General features: G+C 59.9%; 12 protein-coding genes and 1 pseudogene. 6 read left to right on the top strand and 7 right to left on the bottom strand.

The genetic code is table 11. The features are described 5' to 3' along the window. Position 1: 1 nt before the first annotated feature. The 3 genes from waaF to ACZZZ4_RS11200 all read right to left on the bottom strand — a co-directional run bounded on the left by waaF (position 2) and on the right by ACZZZ4_RS11200 (position 4,273). The gene (gene waaF, locus ACZZZ4_RS11210) at positions 2-1,036 is read right to left on the bottom strand and encodes a lipopolysaccharide heptosyltransferase II (protein WP_463547818.1); all 1,035 of its coding nucleotides are present in this window, start codon (positions 1,034-1,036) and stop codon (positions 2-4) included. 175 nt (positions 1,037-1,211) lie between these two features. Next, positions 1,212-4,151, bottom strand: coding sequence for a bifunctional [glutamate--ammonia ligase]-adenylyl-L-tyrosine phosphorylase/[glutamate--ammonia-ligase] adenylyltransferase (gene glnE / locus ACZZZ4_RS11205; RefSeq protein ID WP_463547817.1), 2,940 nt, complete (start codon positions 4,149-4,151; stop codon positions 1,212-1,214). Further along, positions 4,148-4,273: a hypothetical protein gene (locus ACZZZ4_RS11200; protein WP_301291621.1), complete on the bottom strand. Its 126-nt coding sequence runs from the start codon at positions 4,271-4,273 to the stop codon at positions 4,148-4,150. The genes glnE and ACZZZ4_RS11200 overlap by 4 nt, the downstream gene beginning before the upstream one ends. 262 nt (positions 4,274-4,535) lie before the next feature. On the opposite strand from ACZZZ4_RS11200, the gene aceE reads away from it, so the two are divergent. From aceE to msrA, 5 genes and pseudogenes are all read left to right on the top strand, one after another. Then, a complete protein-coding gene (gene aceE, locus ACZZZ4_RS11195) occupies positions 4,536-7,181 on the top strand; it encodes a pyruvate dehydrogenase (acetyl-transferring), homodimeric type (RefSeq protein WP_415763835.1) in 2,646 nt (881 codons plus the stop codon). Positions 7,182-7,192: 11 nt separating this feature from the next. After that, on the top strand, positions 7,193-9,145 hold the full coding sequence (gene aceF / locus ACZZZ4_RS11190; RefSeq protein ID WP_463547816.1) for a dihydrolipoyllysine-residue acetyltransferase: 1,953 nt from the start codon (positions 7,193-7,195) through the stop codon (positions 9,143-9,145). Between the two features lie 276 nt (positions 9,146-9,421). Beyond that, positions 9,422-10,819: an alkaline phosphatase D family protein gene (locus tag ACZZZ4_RS11185; protein ID WP_463547815.1), complete on the top strand. Its 1,398-nt coding sequence runs from the start codon at positions 9,422-9,424 to the stop codon at positions 10,817-10,819. A 254-nt stretch (positions 10,820-11,073) separates the two neighbouring features. Next, a pseudogene (locus ACZZZ4_RS11180) lies at positions 11,074-13,771 on the top strand (putative bifunctional diguanylate cyclase/phosphodiesterase). Between the two features lie 195 nt (positions 13,772-13,966). Next, the gene (msrA, locus tag ACZZZ4_RS11175) at positions 13,967-14,617 is read left to right on the top strand and encodes a peptide-methionine (S)-S-oxide reductase MsrA (protein ID WP_129998224.1); all 651 of its coding nucleotides are present in this window, start codon (positions 13,967-13,969) and stop codon (positions 14,615-14,617) included. An 85-nt stretch (positions 14,618-14,702) separates the two neighbouring features. On the opposite strand, the gene ACZZZ4_RS11170 is transcribed toward msrA, so the two are convergent. Continuing rightward, positions 14,703-15,539: a 23S rRNA (adenine(2030)-N(6))-methyltransferase RlmJ gene (locus ACZZZ4_RS11170; RefSeq protein ID WP_415763839.1), complete on the bottom strand. Its 837-nt coding sequence runs from the start codon at positions 15,537-15,539 to the stop codon at positions 14,703-14,705. 408 nt (positions 15,540-15,947) lie between these two features. Between ACZZZ4_RS11170 and ACZZZ4_RS11165 the strand changes: the two genes are divergently transcribed. Beyond that, positions 15,948-16,361, top strand: coding sequence for a hypothetical protein (locus tag ACZZZ4_RS11165; RefSeq protein ID WP_463547814.1), 414 nt, complete (start codon positions 15,948-15,950; stop codon positions 16,359-16,361). A 96-nt stretch (positions 16,362-16,457) separates the two neighbouring features. Here the strand turns inward: ACZZZ4_RS11165 and ACZZZ4_RS11160 are convergent, their stop codons facing one another. From ACZZZ4_RS11160 to ACZZZ4_RS11150, 3 genes are all read right to left on the bottom strand, one after another. Next, positions 16,458-16,778: a hypothetical protein gene (locus ACZZZ4_RS11160; RefSeq protein WP_415763841.1), complete on the bottom strand. Its 321-nt coding sequence runs from the start codon at positions 16,776-16,778 to the stop codon at positions 16,458-16,460. A gap of 331 nt (positions 16,779-17,109) precedes the next feature. Further along, entirely contained in the window at positions 17,110-17,823 is a 714-nt protein-coding gene (locus ACZZZ4_RS11155; RefSeq protein WP_463537379.1) for a DUF4123 domain-containing protein, read from the bottom strand. Then, on the bottom strand, positions 17,813-19,828 hold the full coding sequence (locus ACZZZ4_RS11150; protein ID WP_463547813.1) for a type VI secretion system Vgr family protein: 2,016 nt from the start codon (positions 19,826-19,828) through the stop codon (positions 17,813-17,815). Before ACZZZ4_RS11150 ends, ACZZZ4_RS11155 begins: the two co-directional genes overlap by 11 nt. Between the last annotated feature and the right edge of the window lie 186 nt (positions 19,829-20,014).

The following is a 20,014-nucleotide window of genomic DNA, read 5'->3' as shown; positions in this document are numbered from 1 at the left end:
GTTAATGAACCTCGATCACGGAGCCCTGCAACTTCTGCAAGGCATCGTTGACCGCGTCCGGCATCAGCTGGCGCAGGCAGTTGTAATGGCCAAAACGGCAGGTGCGATCGAAGCACGGGCTGCATTCGATGCCCAGGCGCACGATCTCGACCTGCTCGGCCAGCGGCGGGGTGAAGCCCGGCGAGGTCGAGCCATAGACCGCGACCAGCGGGCGATTCAATGCCGCAGCGACGTGCATCAGGCCGGAATCGTTAGAGACAACCGAATCAGCACAGGACAGCAGGTCGATGGCCTCGGCCAAAGAAGTGCCGCCGCTGAGGTTGACCGATTCTTCGCGCAGGCCCGGGATCAGCCGGGCGCGAATGTCCTCGCCGACCGCGTGATCGTTTTTCGAACCGAACAGCCACACCTGCCAGCCCTCGCGAATGCGCGCTTCGGCGACCTTGGCGTAGTGCTCGGACGGCCAGCGCTTGGATTCGCCAAACTCGGCGCCGGGGCACAGGGCCAGGACCGGGCGATCGAGGCTCAGGCCGAATTTGGCCAAAGCGGCTTCGCGGGTGACCGGGTCAATTTGCAGGCTCGGGCGCGGATAGGGCTTCGGCAATTCCGCATCGGTTTCATAGGCCAAGGCCATGAAACGCTCGATCATCAGTGGATAGCGTTGTTTGTCGAGGGTGCGCACGTCGTTGAGCAGACCGTAGCGGAATTCGCCGCGCCAGCCGGTGCGCTTGGGGATGCCGGCAAAAAATGGCACCAGTGCCGATTTCAGCGAATTGGGCAGCAGGATCGCCTGATCGTACTGGCCGCGCAGGGATTTGCCGATGCGTCGACGCGTCGCCAGTTCCAGCGCGCCGTGGCCGAGCGGGAAGCTCAAGGCCTTGCGCACTTCGGGCATGCGCTCGAGGATCGGCCGGCTCCATTCGGGCGCCAGCACGTCGATTGCGCATTGCGGGTGGCGCTGTTTGAGACACTGAAACAGTGTCTGCGCCATCACCATGTCACCGACCCAACTGGGCCCAACGATCAGAATATTCATGTGGTTTCCAAAAACGAACCGGGGAGGCATTTACGCCTCCCCGCCTCGATAATCATTGTGGAAGCGGCGCTGCTGGCGATGGGTCATTTCCTTCAACATGACTGTCGACTGTCACTCCGCTATCGCGAGCAGGCTCACTCCTACAGGGTTTTGCATCCGGCCATACATCTGTGGTTCAGCTTAGCCCCAACTCTTTCCAGATCCGCAACACCTGTTGCCGCTCTTCGACAAACTGATCCCCGGCTATCACCCCGGCGTCCTTCTGCAAGGCCTGCCGGTGGGCGGCGGAGCGGAAAGCCTTGTAGGCCTCGCGCAACAGACTGGCATCTTCGGCGGGCATCAGCCCTTCGTGCTCCAGCTCTTCCAGAATGCGGATGTTATCGGTCCAGCGCAGCAGTGGCGGATGGCTGTGTGACCACGCCAGGGCCGCGTATTGCACCATAAATTCAATATCGACGATACCTCCGGCGTCCTGCTTGAGGTCGAACGGCACGCCCGCGTCGAACGCATTCGCCGCCGTGCCGGCCGCGGTGCTGCGGGTGCCGAGGTTGTCGCGCATCTTGGCACGCATCTCGCTGACTTCCTGCTGCAGTTTGGCCAAATCCCGAGGCTTGCCCAGCACCTGCGCGCGGACTTTCTCGAAGGCCTGGCCAACATCCTGGCTGCCCACCAGCACCCGCGCGCGCACCAAAGCCTGATGCTCCCACGTCCAGGCTTCATTTTCCTGATAGCGAGCGAACGCGCCGAGAGAACTCACCAGCAGCCCGGAAGCGCCGGACGGACGCAGGCGCATATCCACTTCATAGAGCTGGCCGGAGTTGGTCTGCGCCGTGAGCAGGTGAATGATCCGCTGCCCCAGACGCGTGAAGAACTGCGCGCCGTCGATGGATTTCGGCCCATCGGTTTCCGCCTGCGGATCGCCGTCATGGATGAACACCAGATCCAGATCGGAACCATGCCCCAGTTCGATACCGCCGACTTTGCCATAACCGACAATGATGAAGCCGGGATCGCACAGCGTGCCGTCGGTGCGCAGCGGCGTGCCGTACTTGGCCACGGTCTGCCGCCAGGCCAGGGCCAGCACTTGTTCGAGAATCGCCTCGGCCAGCCAGGTCAGGTAATCGCTGACCTTCATCAACGGCAGGCTGCCGGCGATTTCCGAGGCGGCGACGCGCAAGCGGTGCGCCAGTTTGAAATGGCGCAAGGCTTCCATTTGTTGCTCGAGGTCGTCCTCGGGAATTCGCGTCAGCCGTTCGCGCAACTCGGCCGCCAGTTCCGGCGCCAGCGGCGGCTTGAACAGCCGGCCCTCGTTGAGCAATTCGTCGAGCAGCAGCGGGAAGCGCGTGATCTGCTCGGCAATCCACGGGCTCGCCGCACACAGGGTCAGCAGGCGGCGCAGCGCGCCGGGGTTTTCCGTGAGCAACACCAGATACGCCGAACGCCGCGCCACCGCTTCCACCAGTGGCAGCACGCGCTCAAGCACCAAATCGGGATTGGCATGCTCCACCGCTTGCGCGAGCAGTCGTGGAATAAACGCATCGAGACGCTCGCGCCCCAGTCGCTGCATCGCGCGCAATTGCGGACTGCCACGCAAACCGGCCAGCGCTTTCAGCGCTTTGCCGGCATCGACAAAACCGCCTTCCTGCAACTGCCGGCACGCGGCCTCTTCGTCCTGTTCTTCCTCCCACAGCGGCAGCCATTCACCACCGACCACCACTTCGCTTTCGCCGCCCTCTTCTTCGTCGGGATCAGCGATCACTTGGGCGAAATGCCAGGCCACACGCCCACGCCAGTACATCAGTTGTTCATGGAAGGCGGGCCAATCGGCGAAACCCAGCATGAAGGCGATGCGCGCCTGATCCTGAGCATTGTCCGGCAGCATTTGCGTCTGGCGGTCAGCGATCGCCTGAATCGCGTGTTCGGTGTAACGCAGAAACTCGTAACCCTCGCGCAATTCACTGACCACCGCCGGCGGCAGATAACCCTGCCCTTCCAGCGTGCTCAGCACCTTTAATAAAGGACGCTGTTGCAGGCTCAGGTCGCGGCCACCATGGATCAGTTGAAAGGCCTGAGCGATGAATTCGACCTCACGAATGCCGCCGGAACCGAGCTTGATGTTGTCGGCCATGCCCTTGCGCCGCACTTCCTGCTGGATCAACTGCTTCATGGTGCGCAGCGCTTCGATCGCCGAAAAATCCAGATAACGCCGATAAACGAACGGCCGCAGCATGTCGAGCAACTGCGCGCCGGCCACCTGATCGCCAGCCACCACCCGCGCCTTGATCATCGCGTAGCGTTCCCAGTCGCGGCCCTGATCCTGGTAATACTGCTCCAGCGCATTGAAGCTCAGCACCAGCGCACCGGACGATCCGTATGGGCGCAGGCGCATGTCGACGCGGAAGACGAAGCCGTCGACCGTCATGGGATCCAGCGCCTTGATCAGACGCTGGCCGAGACGGATGAAGAATTCCTGGTTATCCAGCGAGCGTTTCACGCCGACGGTTTCGCCGCCTTCGGGGTAGGCGAAGATCAGGTCGATGTCGGAAGACAGATTCAGCTCGACCGCGCCGAGCTTGCCCATGCCGAGGATGACCATCTGCTGCGGCTCACCACTGCGCCGACCGGTCGGCGTGCCGAATTGCTCGCAATGACGGCTGTAAAGCCATTGATAAGCCTGATCGATGGTGGCGTCGGCCATGTCCGAGAGGTCGCGGCAGGTCTGCACCAGATCGGCCTGGCGTGTCAGGTCGCGCCAGATGATCCGCACCTGATGGCGCGCGCGTTGGCGACGCAAGGCGCGGCCGAGTTCGTCTTCGCTCTGCGCGCTGTTTACGGCGGCGGCGATCTGTGCGCGCAACTCGCCGGGCGCAAAGGGCCGATCGAGTTCGCCGGACGCCACCAGTGCCAGCAACATCAAAGGGTCACGAATGCTCTGTTCAATGACAAATTCGCTGGCAGCGCTGACGCGGGCGAATTGCGCCCAGCGCTCCGGCGTCCAGCTCGACAGGCCGTGATCGTCTTCAAGGGCGGCGACGGACGTACGGAACGACTGCTCGGATCGGCTGACCAACGGCAGGAGAATGGCGGGCAGTTCGGCAAGCACGGGCAGGGTCATGGTCTATCCTTGATCGGCGTATAAAGGGCCGCTTGTAGTGAATGATGAAAACCCGCTACGTGAAGGACTGTCGAACAAAAGTTAGAAATAGCTGAAATTTCTTCTTCTTTGGCATCCAGCATCAAACTTTCACCTTATTCGGATGGAAATCGACCCGCCTTAACGATTATTTTCACAACGCAGTCGGAGGCCACAAGCCTTTCATCTGTAGTTTTACTACTCGTCTATACATTCGAAAGGCTGAAATGCCGGAAGATTTGTAGTAAAACTACACGCCGCCGGAACAACCTGTCGGCAATCCAAGAATTTTAAATCGTCTGCCCACAAGGCCAGTCGCAAACTCAGGCAACCGATTCTGGAAGCCTTTCCGCCCTGGAGCAAGCCATGCAAGACCTCGATCCCGTCGAAACCCAGGAATGGCTGGACGCCCTGGAATCGGTTCTCGACAAAGAAGGCGAAGACCGTGCTCACTATCTGATGACCCGTATGGGCGAACTCGCGACCCGCAGCGGCTCGCAGCTCCCTTACGCGATCACCACGCCTTACCGCAACACGATCCCCGTTACCCACGAAGCACGCATGCCTGGCGACCTGTTCATGGAACGCCGCATTCGCTCGCTGGTACGCTGGAACGCGATGGCCATGGTAATGCGCACGAACCTGCGAGATTCGGACCTGGGTGGTCACATCTCCAGCTTCGCTTCCAGTGCGACCCTGTATGACATCGGCTTCAACTATTTCTTCCAGGCCCCGACCGACGAACACGGTGGCGACCTGATCTACTTCCAGGGCCACACCTCGCCAGGCGTTTATGCCCGCGCATTCATGGAAGGCCGCATCACCGAAGACCAGATGAACAACTTCCGTCAGGAAGTCGATGGTCAAGGCCTGTCGTCCTATCCGCACCCTTGGCTGATGCCTGACTTCTGGCAGTTCCCGACCGTATCGATGGGTCTGGGTCCGATCCAGGCGATCTACCAGGCGCGCTTCATGAAGTACCTGGAGCACCGCGGTTTCATCCAGCCGGGCAAACAGAAGGTCTGGTGCTTCCTGGGCGACGGCGAGTGCGACGAGCCGGAATCCCTGGGCGCGATCTCCCTGGCCGGCCGCGAGAAGCTGGACAACCTAATCTTCGTCATCAACTGCAACCTGCAGCGCCTCGACGGCCCGGTTCGCGGCAACGGCAAGATCATCCAGGAACTCGAAGGCGTGTTCCGCGGTGCACAATGGAACGTAACCAAAGTCATCTGGGGCCGTTTCTGGGACCCATTGCTGGCCAAGGACGTCGACGGCATCCTGCAGCGTCGCATGGACGAAGTCATCGACGGCGAATACCAGAACTACAAAGCCAAAGACGGCGCGTTCGTTCGCGAGCACTTCTTCAACACGCCTGAACTCAAGGCAATGGTTGCCGATCTGTCCGACGACGAGATCTGGAAACTCAACCGTGGCGGCCACGACCCGTACAAGGTCTACGCGGCGTACCACGAAGCGGTCAACCACAAGGAACAACCGACCGTCATCCTCGCCAAAACCATCAAGGGTTATGGCACCGGTGCCGGCGAAGCGAAGAACACCGCGCACAACACCAAGAAGGTCGACGTCGAGAGCCTGAAGCTGTTCCGCGATCGCTTCGATATCCCGGTCAAGGACGAAGAGCTGGAGAACCTGCCGTTCTTCAAGCCAGAGCCGAACAGTGCCGAAGGCCGCTACCTGGCCGAGCGTCGCGCTGCATTGGGCGGCTTCGTGCCACAACGCCGTGCGCAGAGCTTCAGCGTGCCGACTCCGGATCTGGACACCCTCAAAGCCATCCTCGACGGCTCGGGCGACCGTGAAATTTCCACCACCATGGCCTTCGTGCGGATCCTCGCGCAACTGGTCAAGGACAAGGAAATCGGTCCGCGCATCGTCCCGATCATCCCGGACGAAGCCCGTACCTTCGGTATGGAAGGCATGTTCCGTCAGCTGGGTATCTACTCCTCCGTCGGCCAGCTCTACGAGCCAGTCGATAAAGACCAGGTGATGTTCTACAAGGAAGACCAGAAAGGTCAGATCCTTGAAGAAGGCATCAACGAAGCAGGCGCCATGAGCTCGTTCATCGCTGCCGGTACTTCGTACTCCAGCCACAACCAGCCGATGCTGCCGTTCTACATCTTCTACTCGATGTTCGGCTTCCAGCGTATCGGCGACCTGGCCTGGGCCGCTGGCGACAGCCGTACCCGTGGCTTCCTGATCGGCGGCACCGCCGGCCGTACCACCCTGAACGGTGAAGGTCTGCAGCACGAAGACGGTCACAGCCACCTGCTGGCCGCGACCATCCCGAACTGCCGCACCTACGATCCGACCTACGGCTACGAGCTGGCGGTGATCATTCAGGACGGCATGAAGAAGATGACCGAAGAGCAACAGGACATCTTCTACTACATCACCGTGATGAACGAGTCGTACCAGCAGCCAGCCATGCCGGCCGGTGCCGAAGAAGGCATCAAGAAAGGCATGTACCTGCTCGAGGAAGACACTCGCGATGCGGCGCACCACGTTCAGCTGATGGGCTCCGGTACCATCCTGCGCGAAGTGCGTGAAGCGGCGAAGATCCTGCGTGAAGAGTTCAACATCGGCGCTGACGTGTGGAGCGTTACCAGCTTCAACGAACTGCGTCGCGACGGCCTGGCCGTAGAACGCAGCAACCGTCTCAAGCCTGGCCAGAAGCCTCAGCTGAGCTACGTCGAAGAGTGCCTGAACGGCCGTAAAGGTCCGGTCATTGCCTCTACCGACTACATGAAGCTGTTCGCCGAGCAGATCCGTCAGTGGGTACCGTCCAAGGAATTCAAGGTCCTGGGCACCGACGGTTTCGGCCGCAGCGACAGCCGCAAGAAACTGCGTCATTTCTTCGAAGTCGACCGTCATTTCGTGGTGTTGGCAGCCTTGGAAGCACTGGCTGACCGTGGTGATATCGAACCTAAGGTTGTGGCTGAAGCCATCGCCAAGTTCGGCATCGACCCGGAAAAACGCAACCCACTGGACTGCTGAGGAGACATTTTGTGAGCGAACTCATTCGCGTACCTGACATCGGCAGCGGTGAAGGTGAAGTAATTGAACTGTTTGTGAAGGTCGGCGACCGCATCGAAGCCGACCAGAGCATCCTGACTCTGGAATCGGACAAGGCCAGCATGGAAGTGCCGGCCCCGAAAGCCGGCGTCATCAAGAGCCTGAAAGTGAAGCTGGGCGACCGTCTGAAAGAAGGCGACGAACTGCTCGAACTGGAAGTCGAGGGCGCTGCTGAAGCGGCCCCTGCGCCGGCCGCCGCACCTGCTGCGAAAGCCGAAGAGAAACCGGCTGCCGCCCCTGCTGCTGCCGCGCCTGCCGCTGCTCCTGCTGCCGCTTCGGTACAGCAAGTGCACGTGCCGGACATCGGTTCGTCGGGCAAGGCACAGATCATCGAGATTCAGGTCAAGGTCGGCGACAGCGTCGAAGCTGATCAATCGCTGATCACCCTGGAATCCGACAAGGCGAGCATGGAAATCCCGTCGCCTGCCGCTGGCGTGGTCAAGGCCATCAGCGTCAAGCTCAACGACGAAGTCGGCACTGGCGATCTGATTCTGGATCTGGAAGTGGCGGGTGCTGCGGCCCCTGCTGCGGCCGCTCCGGCTCAGGCTGCTGCGCCTGCTGCTGCCGCTGCGCCAGCCCCGGCTGCTGCTCCGGCCGCACCGGCCGCTGACAGCGTTCAGGACATCCACGTGCCGGACATCGGTTCGGCCGGCAAGGCGAAGATCATCGAAGTGCTGGTCAAGGCCGGCGACACCGTCGAAGCCGACCAGTCGCTGATCACCCTGGAATCCGACAAGGCCAGCATGGAAATTCCATCGCCTGCCGCTGGCGTGGTCGAAAGCGTTTCGATCAAGCTGGATGACGAAGTCGGCACCGGCGACCTGATTCTCAAGCTGAAAGTCAAAGGCGCGGCACCTGCTGCTGCCCCGGCTGCACCCAGCGCGCCGGCACCTGCCGCTGCTGCTCCGGCTGCCGCTGCCGCTAAACCTGCCGCCGCTCCAGCCGCCGCACCGGCCAAGCCGGGCGCGAAGGTTCACGCCGGCCCTGCCGTGCGTCAACTGGCTCGTGAGTTCGGCGTCGAGCTGAGCGCCGTTGGCGCCAGCGGTCCGCATGGTCGCATCCTCAAGGAGGACGTGCAGGTTTACGTCAAGGCGATGATGCAGAAGGCCAAGGAAGCACCGGCCGCTGCTGGCGGCGCTACCGGTGGCGCGGGCATCCCGCCGATCCCGGTGGTCGATTTCAGCCGTTTCGGCGAAATCGAAGAAGTGCCGATGACCCGCCTGATGCAAGTCGGCGCGGCCAACCTGCACCGCAGCTGGCTGAACGTGCCACACGTGACGCAATTCGACTCGGCGGACATCACCGAGCTGGAAGCCTTCCGTGTAGCGCAAAAAGCCGTGGCCGAGAAGGCTGGCGTCAAGCTGACCATCCTGCCGCTGCTGCTCAAGACCTGCGCGCACCTGCTCAAGGAGCTGCCGGACTTCAACAGTTCGCTGGCGCCAAGCGGCAAGGCGATCATCCGCAAGAAATACGTGAACATCGGCTTCGCCGTCGACACTCCGGATGGCCTGCTGGTGCCGGTGATCAAGAACGTCGACCAGAAGAGCCTGCTGCAACTGGCGGCCGAAGCGGCTTCGCTGGCTGAAAAGGCCCGCACCAAGAAGCTGTCCTCGGACGAGATGCAAGGCGCCTGCTTCACCATTTCCAGCCTCGGTCATATTGGCGGCACCGGCTTCACGCCAATCGTCAACGCGCCGGAAGTGGCGATCCTCGGTGTTTCCAAGGCAACCATCCAGCCGGTCTGGGACGGCAAAGCCTTCCAGCCGAAGCTGATGCTGCCACTGTCGCTGTCCTACGATCACCGTGTGATCAACGGCGCTGCAGCTGCACGCTTCACCCAGCGTCTGGGCAGCCTGTTGGGCGACATCCGCACCATCCTGCTGTAACCCAAACGGCCCTCCGGCAACGGAGGGCTGTTTGCTGCACCCTTTCGAGCGCCACACGCTCGTACCTCAACCCCGTCAATTGACGGGGCTTTTTTTTGCCTGAAATAAACCGGATCGCGCCTCTTTCCTACAACCTGCGCTGACATCGGCCACAGGCCTGGTCCACTTAACGCCAATATTTTCCGCCGCCGGCCAACTAACCTCTGCTCAGGAAAGTTGCTTCAATGCGCTCCGCTTATTTAATTCATCTTATTAAAATCTCGAACGGAATCGATCATGTTCAAACCGACTATCGGCCCTATTGTGGGCCACACCACAACTAACGAAGTACGCATTTTCATTCGCGGCGAACAGCAGGACAGAAAAAGAGTGTTTGCCGGAGTCCGCGCTCGCAAGGCCGGTGCGGAAAAATGGTCCAACAGCGTATTTGCACTTTTGAATCCGGCTAATGACATGTCGGGTGTGCTCGTATTGCACGATCTCGATGCCGATTGTGAATACGAATATCAAGCCGGTTGCCTAAGTCCGATGAACCCGGTGCATACCATCGACACGGTGGTCGAGTTTCCATTGCAATGGCCGCGTCAGCTCTACCGCTTTCGCACCCGAACTGCGCAGGGCAACCAGCCCCGCAGCTTTATCGTCGGTTCGTGCCGTTATCTGCGGATCACCGCAGGCATCGCTTCCCTGCCGCAACTGGGCGACCGCATCTTTGGCTCGATCAATCAACTGATCGAAAACAGTCATCTACCGGTCAGTGCGGTAATCATGACCGGCGACCAGGTTTATGTAGATGACTTGAATATCATTGCACCGGATCGCGAAGCCAAAGACATTCTGAAGAAATATCGAACGGCATTTTCGCAACCGAATATTCAACGACTGATGTCCAGTACATCGACTTACATGATGCTTGACGATCATGAAATCGAAGATAACTGGCCCGCCAATGCCAAAGATGCGGACAAGGACTTGTATCGCAATGCCATGGCCGCTTATGAACTTTATCAAGCCAGCCACAGCCCGGTTTATGCATGTAACGGCAAGGGCCAGATAGACCGGGACAGCTTGAAGCATTACTGGTATCAGTTCGGCGACAGCGATATCGCTTGGTTCGTTACCGACAGTCGCACCCAGCGCAACCTGTCGAAAGACGATCGGCGCATTCTCGACGTCGAACAGGAACAAGCGCTGCTTGAATGGCTGATTCACACTCCGGCACGGGTGAAATTCGTGGTGACCAGCGTGATGTTTTATCCCGACCGCAAGCTTCACGGTGACGATGCCTGGAAAGCTTTTCCCGAACAGCGTCTGCGCCTGCTGGAAACCATTCGTACCCATCGGATCAAAAACGTGGTGTTCGTCTCAGGCGATGTCCATGGCTCGCTGACCAGTCGCTTGACTCACAGCGAAGACACCGATTTCGAAGTGCACACCATCGTGTCGTCACCGCTGCACAACAGCAAACTGTTGCCGTATGCCAAAGCCTCGACGTTTATCCTCGATCAACCGCTGGTGCGCACGGCAGCCGGGGATTATCGGCACGAGCTGACCGGTGCCGTGGTGAGTCAGGACAATTTTGCGCATGTGGTCGTTGAGGCTGATCAGATATGGGTCAACTACCATGACCGCGATGGCAAGAAGCTGCAGTCGATCAGTATGAAATTGCGTTGAAACAGCAAAAGATCGCAGCCTTCGGCAGCTCCTACACCAGGCGCATTACCCTGTTGGGGCGGCGTGAAGCTGCGATCTTTTGTTCATTTCAGTCATGCACTGGAGAAATGTTCACTGCAGCCGACATATTCTTATAGCACTTGGCCTTCATCTCTCTTGTCAGTCGGTGCCGCAATGATGCAACCTTGCCGCAGCCAACAGACAAGAGGGCGAGAGCCCGGCGCATTCAGCATATTTCCAAGCGAGTTCCCTTCATGAAGAGCCAACCCGATGCCGCCAGCCGTATGGCGGCCGAGGTAGTGACGCAGTTGCCTGTGCCCTCGCGGCTCGGCATGCTGCGTTTCGAGCGCTTGAATGAAGCCAGTTGGGCGATGCTGTTCCTCGATCCCAACTGCGAACGCCAGTTCGGCCAGCCGGCCGTCGAGCTCTGCGCCCTGGTCGGCTCGCCCTACGCCAGCCTGATGGAGCCCGAAGCGCGCTACCAACTGCATGACGCGATCCAGCAGCAGTTGAGCAAAAGCGCGCATTACGTGGTGCGCTACACCCTGCACACCGCCGCCGGCGCGTTGAACATCCTCGAGCTGGGTGAAGCCTACAAACAGCACAACCGGCATTTGCTGCGCGGCTACCTGCTGGCCGTCGACGAGGTGTTCGACGAAACCCAGGCGCTGCCTTCGGTCGACCTGGAAACCCAGAACTCGCGCCTGCAAATCGCCCTTGAGCTGAACCAGCGTGCCCAGCAGGAACAACTGCAGCATCTGGAACGCGTACGCGCCCAGCAGGATCTGATTCTGCTGCTCGCGCGCCAGCGCTACAGCACCCACAATTCGCTGCAGGAAGCCGCCGAGCTGATCACCCGCTGCGCCTGCGACATTTACGAGATCGACTGCGCCAGCCTGTGGAACCTCGAAGGCCAGCGCTTGCTGCCGATCTCCGCCTACCATCGCGCAACTCAGGAATACATCCTGCCGGAGCCGATCGATATCAGCGGCTTCCCCGATTACATGGAGGCGCTGCACAGCAGCCGCGCCATCGATGCCCACAACGCCATGCACGACCCGCGCACCCGCGAGATGGCCGAGGCGATGCGTCCGCGTGACGTTAACGCCATGCTCGACGCCAGCATTCGCGTCGACGGGCAAGTGGTCGGCGTGTTGTGTCTGGAACAGACCGGCGCGACCCGCGCCTGGCAGTCCGACGAAATTGCCTTTGCCGGCGAGCTGGCCGACCAGTTCGCGCAAGTGATCAACAACCACAACCGCCGCACTGCCACCAGCGCCCTGCACCTGTTTCAGCGCGCGGTCGAGCAAAGCGCCAACGCCTTTTTGCTGGTCAACTGCGACGGCGTTGTCGAGTACGTCAACCCGAGCTTCACCGCGATCACCCAGTACACCACCGAGGAAGTCCACGGTCAGCGCCTGTCGGAGTTGCCGGCGCTGGAAAACCTCAGCGAACTGCTGTTCGACGCGCCCTCGGCGCTGGCCCAGAGCAACAGCTGGCAGGGTGAATTCAAGAGCCGCCGGAAAAACCTCGAACCCTACTGGGGGCAGTTGTCGATTTCCAAGGTCTATGGCGACAACCGTGAGCTGACGCATTACATCGGCATCTACGAAGACATCACCCAGACCAAACTCGCGCAGCAGCGTATCGAGCGCCTGGCCTATACCGACAACCTGACCAACCTCGGCAATCGTCCGGCATTCATCCGCAATCTCGATGAGCGTTTTGCCCGCGACAGCGATGCGCCGATCAGCCTGTTGCTGGTCGATATCGACAACTTCAAGCGGATCAACGACAGCCTCGGTCACCAGACCGGCGACAAACTGTTGATCAGCCTCGCCCGGCGCCTGCGCAACAGCCTCAGCCCGAGTGGGAGCCTGGCGCGTTTTGCCAGTAACGAATTTGCCGTATTGCTCGACGACACCGATCTTGAAGCCGGGCAGCAGATCGCCAGTCAGTTGCTCATGACCCTCGACAAGCCGATGTTCGTCGACAATCAGCTGATCAGCGTCACCGGCTCCGTCGGCCTCGCCTGCGCGCCGCTGCACGGGCGCGATCCGCAGACACTGATGCGCAACGCCGGTCTGGCGCTGCACAAGGCCAAGGCCAACGGTAAACATCAGTTGCAGGTGTTCACTGAAGCGCTGAACGCCGAAGCCAGCTACAAACTGTTCGTCGAGAACAACCTGCGCCGCGCCCTGACCCAGAACGAGCTGGACGTGTTCTACCAGCCGAAACTGTGCCTGCGCAGTGGGCGCCTGCTGGGTATGGAAGCGCTGTTGCGCTGGAACCATCCGGAACGCGGCATGATCCGCCCGGACCAGTTCATCAGCGTCGCCGAGGAAACCGGCCTGATCATTCCGATCGGCAAATGGATCGCCCGTCAGGCCTGCCGCATGAGCAAATCCTTGACCGCCGCCGGCCTGGGCAATCTGCAAGTGGCGATCAATCTGTCGCCGAAACAGTTCTCCGATCCGGATCTGGTCGCCTCGATCGCCAACATCCTCAGGGAAGAAGCGCTGCCGGCGAGTCTGCTCGAACTGGAGCTGACCGAAGGCCTGCTGCTGGAAGCCACCGAAGACACCCACTTGCAGCTCGACCAGCTCAAGCGCCTGGGCCTGACCACTGGCCATGGATGACTTCGGCACCGGATACTCGTCGCTGAGCTATCTGAAGAAATTCCCGATCGACATCATCAAGATCGATCGCAGCTTCATCCATGAAATTCCGGACAACCAGGACGACATGGAAATCACCTCCGCCGTGATCGCCATGGCCCACAACCTGAAACTCAAGGTCGTCGCCGAAGGCATCGAAACCGCCGAGCAACTGGCGTTCCTGCGCCGGCACCGTTGCGACGTCGGCCAGGGTTATCTGTTCGACCGACCGATTCCCGGTGACGAGTTGATCAAAGCCCTCAAGCGCTACCCGCGTGGGCCGCTGTGCCTCTAAAGCCTGCCTCTATGAAGATCCCTTGTGGGAGCGAGCCTGCTCGCGAAGGCGATAAAACCATCGACATCTTCGTCGCCTGACACCCCGCTTTCGCGAGCAGGCTCGCTCCCACAGTTTTGATAGTGCGAATTCCGGCATCATTCGGCACACTGGCGGTCTGACTTTTTACCTCCAACCTGACTGAGAGGAACGCTCATGGTTCTGCGCTCGGAAATTCTGGTGAACAAAAACGTGCTTCCAACCAAAGAACAAGCCCTGCCCGGCCGCGAAACCCCGATGACTCTGCCGGAAAAACACTTCGTCTTCGAAGACACCCCGCTGCTCGGTCCATTCTTTCAGGACGTCGACTTTGCAATCTTCGGGCTGGGTTGCTTCTGGGGCGCGGAACGACGTTTCTGGCAGCGCGAAGGCGTGGTCAGCACAGTCGTCGGTTACGCCGGCGGCTTCACGCCGAACCCGACGTACGAAGAAGTCTGCTCGGGCCTGACCGGCCACGCCGAAGTGGTATTGGTGGTGTATGACAAGGCCCAAGTCAGTTACGAAGAACTGCTGGCGATGTTCTGGGAACTGCACAACCCGACTCAGGGCATGCGTCAGGGCAACGACATCGGCACCCAGTACCGCTCGGTGATCTACGCGACCACCCCGGAGCAACTGGATGCGGCGCTGAAAAGCAAAGACGTATATCAGGCGGAACTGGCCAAGGCCGGTCTGGGTGAAATCAGCACCGAGATCGACCAGGCCCCGACCGTGTACTTTGCCGAGGCTTATCACCAGCAGTATCTGGCGAAGAACCCTGAAGGTTACTGCGGGATTGGCGGCACCGGCGTGTGCATGCCGAGCTAAAAGCTGCTAGCGGCAAGCTTCAAGCTGCAAGCGCTGTTTTCGCTTCAGCTTGTAGCTTGTAGCTTGTAGCTTGTAGCTTGTAGCTTCATTCCGCTATTAACCAATCCATCTGCCAGCCACCCTGGGTCTGCCCCAGTTTCCTCGACAACCACGGCAGCAACTCACGCAACTCTTCCTCCAGCCCCCACGGCGGATTGGCGATCGCCAGCCCGGAACCGTTCAGGCTGTTCGGTGTGTCCAGCGGATGCACCAGCAGCTCCACACGCAGCAACTTCGGTGCACCCGTGCCTGCCAGGTCCTGATAAAAACGCCGCAGTGCACGCTGATCCTTCACCGGATACCAGATCGCAGCCACGGTCTGGCGCATGCGGCCGATGGCTTCTTTCATCGACGCCGCACAACGCTGCATCTCGTCCAGTTGCTCGAACGGCGGATCGATCAGCATCACCGCCCGCTTTTCCTGCACCGGCAACATCGCCCGTGCCACGTGCCAGCCCTCGCCCAGATGCACTTTTACCCGACGATCGCCGGCCATGTTGTCCTTGAGCAACACGCCATCTTCGGGGTGCTTCTCGTTGAGCATCACCCGATCCTGCGGCCGCGTCAGGCGCCGCGCCAGCTCCGGCGAACCCGGGTAATAGCGCAACTGGCCATCCGGGTTCATCTCGTGCAGCACCTTCATATAGTCGGCAGTCAGCGCCGGCAGGTCCGGCTGATCCCACAACCGCGCAATGCCTTCCAGGTACTCGCCGGTGCGATTGGCCTGATCGCCCTGCAAGTCATACAGACCAATGCCCGCGTGGCTGTCGAGATAGGCAAACGGCTGCTCCTTGCGCGACATCAGGGCGATGAGGCGGGTCAAGGTCAGGTGTTTGAACACATCGGCGTGATTGCCGGCATGGAAGGCGTGACGATAATTCATGGCTGCTCCTGCGAGGGCCGCAAAGTTTACCTTTTACCGGGCGGCAAGTCAGGGGTTCACAGCCGAGTGGACAAAAGCCTTTCCCTCACCCTAACCCTCTCCCGGAGGGAGAGGGGACTTACGGTGGCGATCTTGCGAGTTACATCGACCTGAATGATCGACGTGATATCAGGCTTGGCCAAGCGTAGATAAGCGCCCAAGTCGCAAGTCGTCACACGACCAGTTCCCAGAAAGAACTCCACCATCCAGGCTTGGCCAAGCGAAGTTCACCACTGAAGTCGCAGGTCGGCGTACATCACCCAGACAACTCGGTCAGTCCCCTCTCCCTCTGGGAGAGGGCTAGCGTGGGGGGCTTTGCTTTTATGCCGTTAAACTGGCTGACCATGAACGACAGGAAGTCAAAAACTCATGCGATATCTCATCATCTGTTCACTCAGCCTTCTAAGTCCATACCTCGCCCTTGCCGACGAAACTCACATTGAACAGGCACGCCAGACACTAAAGAACTACGGGCTGAGCCACTGCATTCTGAAGCCATACAACGAACGCTCAGCGCTGGAAAAAGACATTGCGCTGTCCGCCAATGCCTATTCATTCATGGGCAACGGCCTACATTCCATCCTGCAAAATGAAGACACGCTGCAAGTGCTGCACGATCCCTATAAAGAAACACTGAGCTACATATCGGCGGCTTACCAGCAGACACCTTCACGCAGCAAACACTCAAATGAAAAAGTGGTGTTCCTTGCGTGCCTGAAGATCTACAACTCCGAAGCGTTCAGCCGCTTTATCAAAACTCAAGATGCCTACATCTCTGACTGACCCCCTGATTTCAATCAACATCAAAAGATCGCAGCCTTCGGCGGCTCCTACACGGGATGGGCGCTCACTCTGCCGAAGGCTGCGATCTTCTGATCTTCAGGCGGGCAAGCTGCGCAGGCGCTTGCCGATGACATCGAGCACGTCACAGCCGTCACGCAATGGGATGGCGCACAGCAGGGCGAAGTCGCTGAGGATCACAGAGTCGCATTCGATCGAGCCGCGCATGCACATGTTTTCCAGAACCTGGACCACGGCGCGGATGCGATGGTTGGCGGCGTCCATGAGGATGTCGAGGGGCACGTGGGTGTCGATGAACAGGCTGGGCATGTCGCTGCAATTGCCGGTGAGGGCCATGAAGCGGTTGTCGGGGTGAGGCGTGATTTTTTCGTAGGGTGGATCAGTATGCATATTGGTCATTTTCCGGGTCCCATGATTGATAAACGTGAGCCGCCATCACACCTTCCTACGGGTTAGGGTGGCAGCTGTGCGCAGGAGTAGGAACCGAGCAATCATGGACCTCGGCCACGCCGAAGCGTGCCCCACGCACAGCCGCCGCGAACGATCTTACGGACTTGAACCAAGTGCCGCAAAAAGCCAACGAACTGTAACGTCATGAATGCGGGGATCCTTCACCCTGCCACCGCTCTCGCAGTGACAACGAAAAGACTATCCCTGCAACCCACCACGCACCAGTTCATGAAAACCGCCGCAATTCGAAGGAAACGTCCGAAGCGTTTGCCCCGAAATTTCATTCTGCCTCTGCCAGTAAAAACTCCAGAAGCGCCGATCGTGACGAATCTTCCGACATCGATAATTTGAAAAACTGCCCGACCTTGCAGCGCAGGACCGTCTCGGGAAACGCCTCGAACACGGCCGGCTGCTCCTCGCTCAGCCACTGCAGAACATTGGCGATGCGTACGCTCGCATCAGTCTGCGCCAACAGCGATTGCGGCACGCTCCACCACGGGAAGACCCGCCCCGAAACCAGCGCACGCCCCCCGACGTCAATGGCTTGGCCATTGATCAAGGCTCGCGAAACGACCGGCAGCAATTGCGCGGGATTGACCTCGCCAGACTGCAAAAGAGGCAGCAGAAAACGACCGTCCCAGAAGCGGAAAAACACCGCTTTACCGTCCGGCATCAGCACTTGAGTCAGGCTACGGAAATGTTCGACCAGCACTTCCAGATCTGCCGAAGACACCGCCAACCATCCCCAATCCCGAGATTCTGTTTCCGCCACCCAACGTAAAAACTCACTGTCCGCAGCGACAATTCCCACATAGGGCATCACCGCATCCCACTCGGCATAAATGGTCTCGGCCCACACTGGACTCGCTGTGCCCTGCCAGGCTTTGAACGCATCGGCGTCGCTGGCGCGGCTGAAAACTGAAAACAGTTGTTCTGACGCCAGCAGCGGCTGACGCGCCAGCCAATCTTCGGGGGTTAACTCTTCAGGCTGCACAAACACCATCCTTACAACGCTCGCACACTTCGCAGAACGGCGCATCACCTTTGAAACTCATGATCTGTGCGGCCGTGAGAATCGCCGCCGGCGCAGCGGCCAGTTTCTCCGCCAAACCCGGCACCACCGGCGCCGCGCTCATCGCCGCCATCGGCGCGCCGCCTACAACAATCGGCACGCTGCTGAAAATTCCGCCGGGGCCGATGTTGATCCACTGTCCGCCGGCCTGAATCGTCGCGCTCGCGCCGCCATCGATGACCACTTGCTGGCCTGCGCTGATATGGATTTGCGCCGAGGCGCTGGTGGCTTGACTGTTCACCCGAACCTGTCGATCGCCGAGCACGGACAAATGATCATCCTGCCTCACTTCGGTCTGACGCTGGCCGTGGGTGATGCGCTGTTCGTCGGCCTTCAGTTCATGGCGGGCGGTGCCGGTGACCACCACACTGCGCTGGTTGTCGACCTGCAACTGCTGGTCGTTGAGCACATGCTGGGTCCAGTTGCGCTGGGCACGCAGGTAGATTTCCTCGGCACCCTTTTTATCCTCGATGCGCAGTTCGTTATAACCGCCACCGCCAGGGCTGCTCTGGCTGCGGAAGATGCTGCGGGTCTTGTCCGCCGGCAGGTCCAGCGGCACCGGAGTCGCCGCATTTGGCAGGCATCCCATGACCAGCGGCTTGTCGGCATCGCCATCAATGAAGCCGACCAGCACTTCCATGCCGACTCGCGGAATCAATACGCTGCCGTAGTGATCGTGAGCCCAACCGGTCGCGACGCGCAGCCAGCAACTGGAGTGCTCGTTCAATTCGCCATCGCGGTCCCAGGCCAGTTGCACTTTGACCCGGCCAAATTCATCGCAATGGACCTCCAGGTCTTTCGGTCCGGTGACCACGGCGGGCTGGTAACCGGACATGCGCGGCTTTTCCGGCGCCAGCGCCGGACGGAAGATCACGTCCCACGGCGTGGCCACGAAAGTATTGCGGTAGCCCTGGAAGGATTCGCCATCGCTGGTCACCGACTCTTCCAGCACTTGCGGCTGGCGCCCGCGATGTTCGACGGTGGTGAGCAACCACAGATCATTCCAGTCGCTGCGTGGATGCTCGGTGAGTTGCAGGAAATGCCCGCAGACCAGTGAAGACTCGTCGCTGCTGCCCTCGGCCTGACGGTAATCGGCAACGTGCCGTTCCAGCGTTCGCCGAGTCAGCTGTTTGCCGGTTTCGCGATCACTGAATTGGCCGGGGAAGTGATAGTCCTCCAGCACCGGACGCTGCTCGCCGTCACTGCGACTTTCCAGAGACAGGCGTGGTTTTTCGAAGTTGTAGTCGCGCCGGGTGACGACGCTGGTGCGGGTTTCCACGCGCACATTGAAACGTTGAATCGCCGGCGCGCCAGCGGACATGCCGCTGCCCGGCAGATAAAGCGTCGGCTCGGGCAGCCTGGGGAACACGGTCTGGTCGTCGCCGAACACCAGCAGATGGCCTTCGGGGCTGTGTTGAAAGTGGTAATGAATGCCGACTTCGGCACACAGACGCTGGATAAAGGCCAGATCGCTTTCGGCGTATTGCACACAGTACTCGCGCTGCGGGTATTCGCTGCCCAGGCGAAATTCAAAGGCATCGCGCAGGATCGAATGGTCCTTGAGAACCTGAGTGACGATTTGCGGCACGCTCTGATGCTGGAAAATCCGCTGGTTGATGCGATGCCCGAGATACGTCAGACGCGGGACGAGGCTGAGGTGATAGCGTGTCAGGCGTTTCCCGGAGTCTCCCTGTCCGACCTGATAAATCTGACCATGAATACCGCAACCCTGAGCCTCGAAACTCAGAAACGCCTGACCATGCAGCAGGCTTTCCAGATCCAGGTCCGGCCGCTCGCTGACCAGTTCCAGTTCGAAGCGAAATGGCTGGCTGATGGCTTCCCTGCCCGTGAACTCAAGAACTTTGAGGTCATGCTGGGCGCCTTCGAGGGTCAACGTGAAACGCGGTTGATTGGCAGGCGCGAACATCCGATGTCTCTCTGCAGTGTGAGGGCGGGCGATTCTGCATGAGGGGCAAGGGGTGCTGAGCAGGTGACGGGAAATTCAGATTTGCCCTACGTGGTTTGCTGAAAGGACCTTTAGAAATTAGCACTTTGCCTGCAGACATTCCTTCAAGCCGGTCAGTGTCCCTGTGGGAGCTGGCTTGCCAGCGAT

Source organism: Pseudomonas sp. AC252 (assembly GCF_979258105.1).
This window is presented reverse-complemented; position numbering and strand designations above follow the sequence as displayed.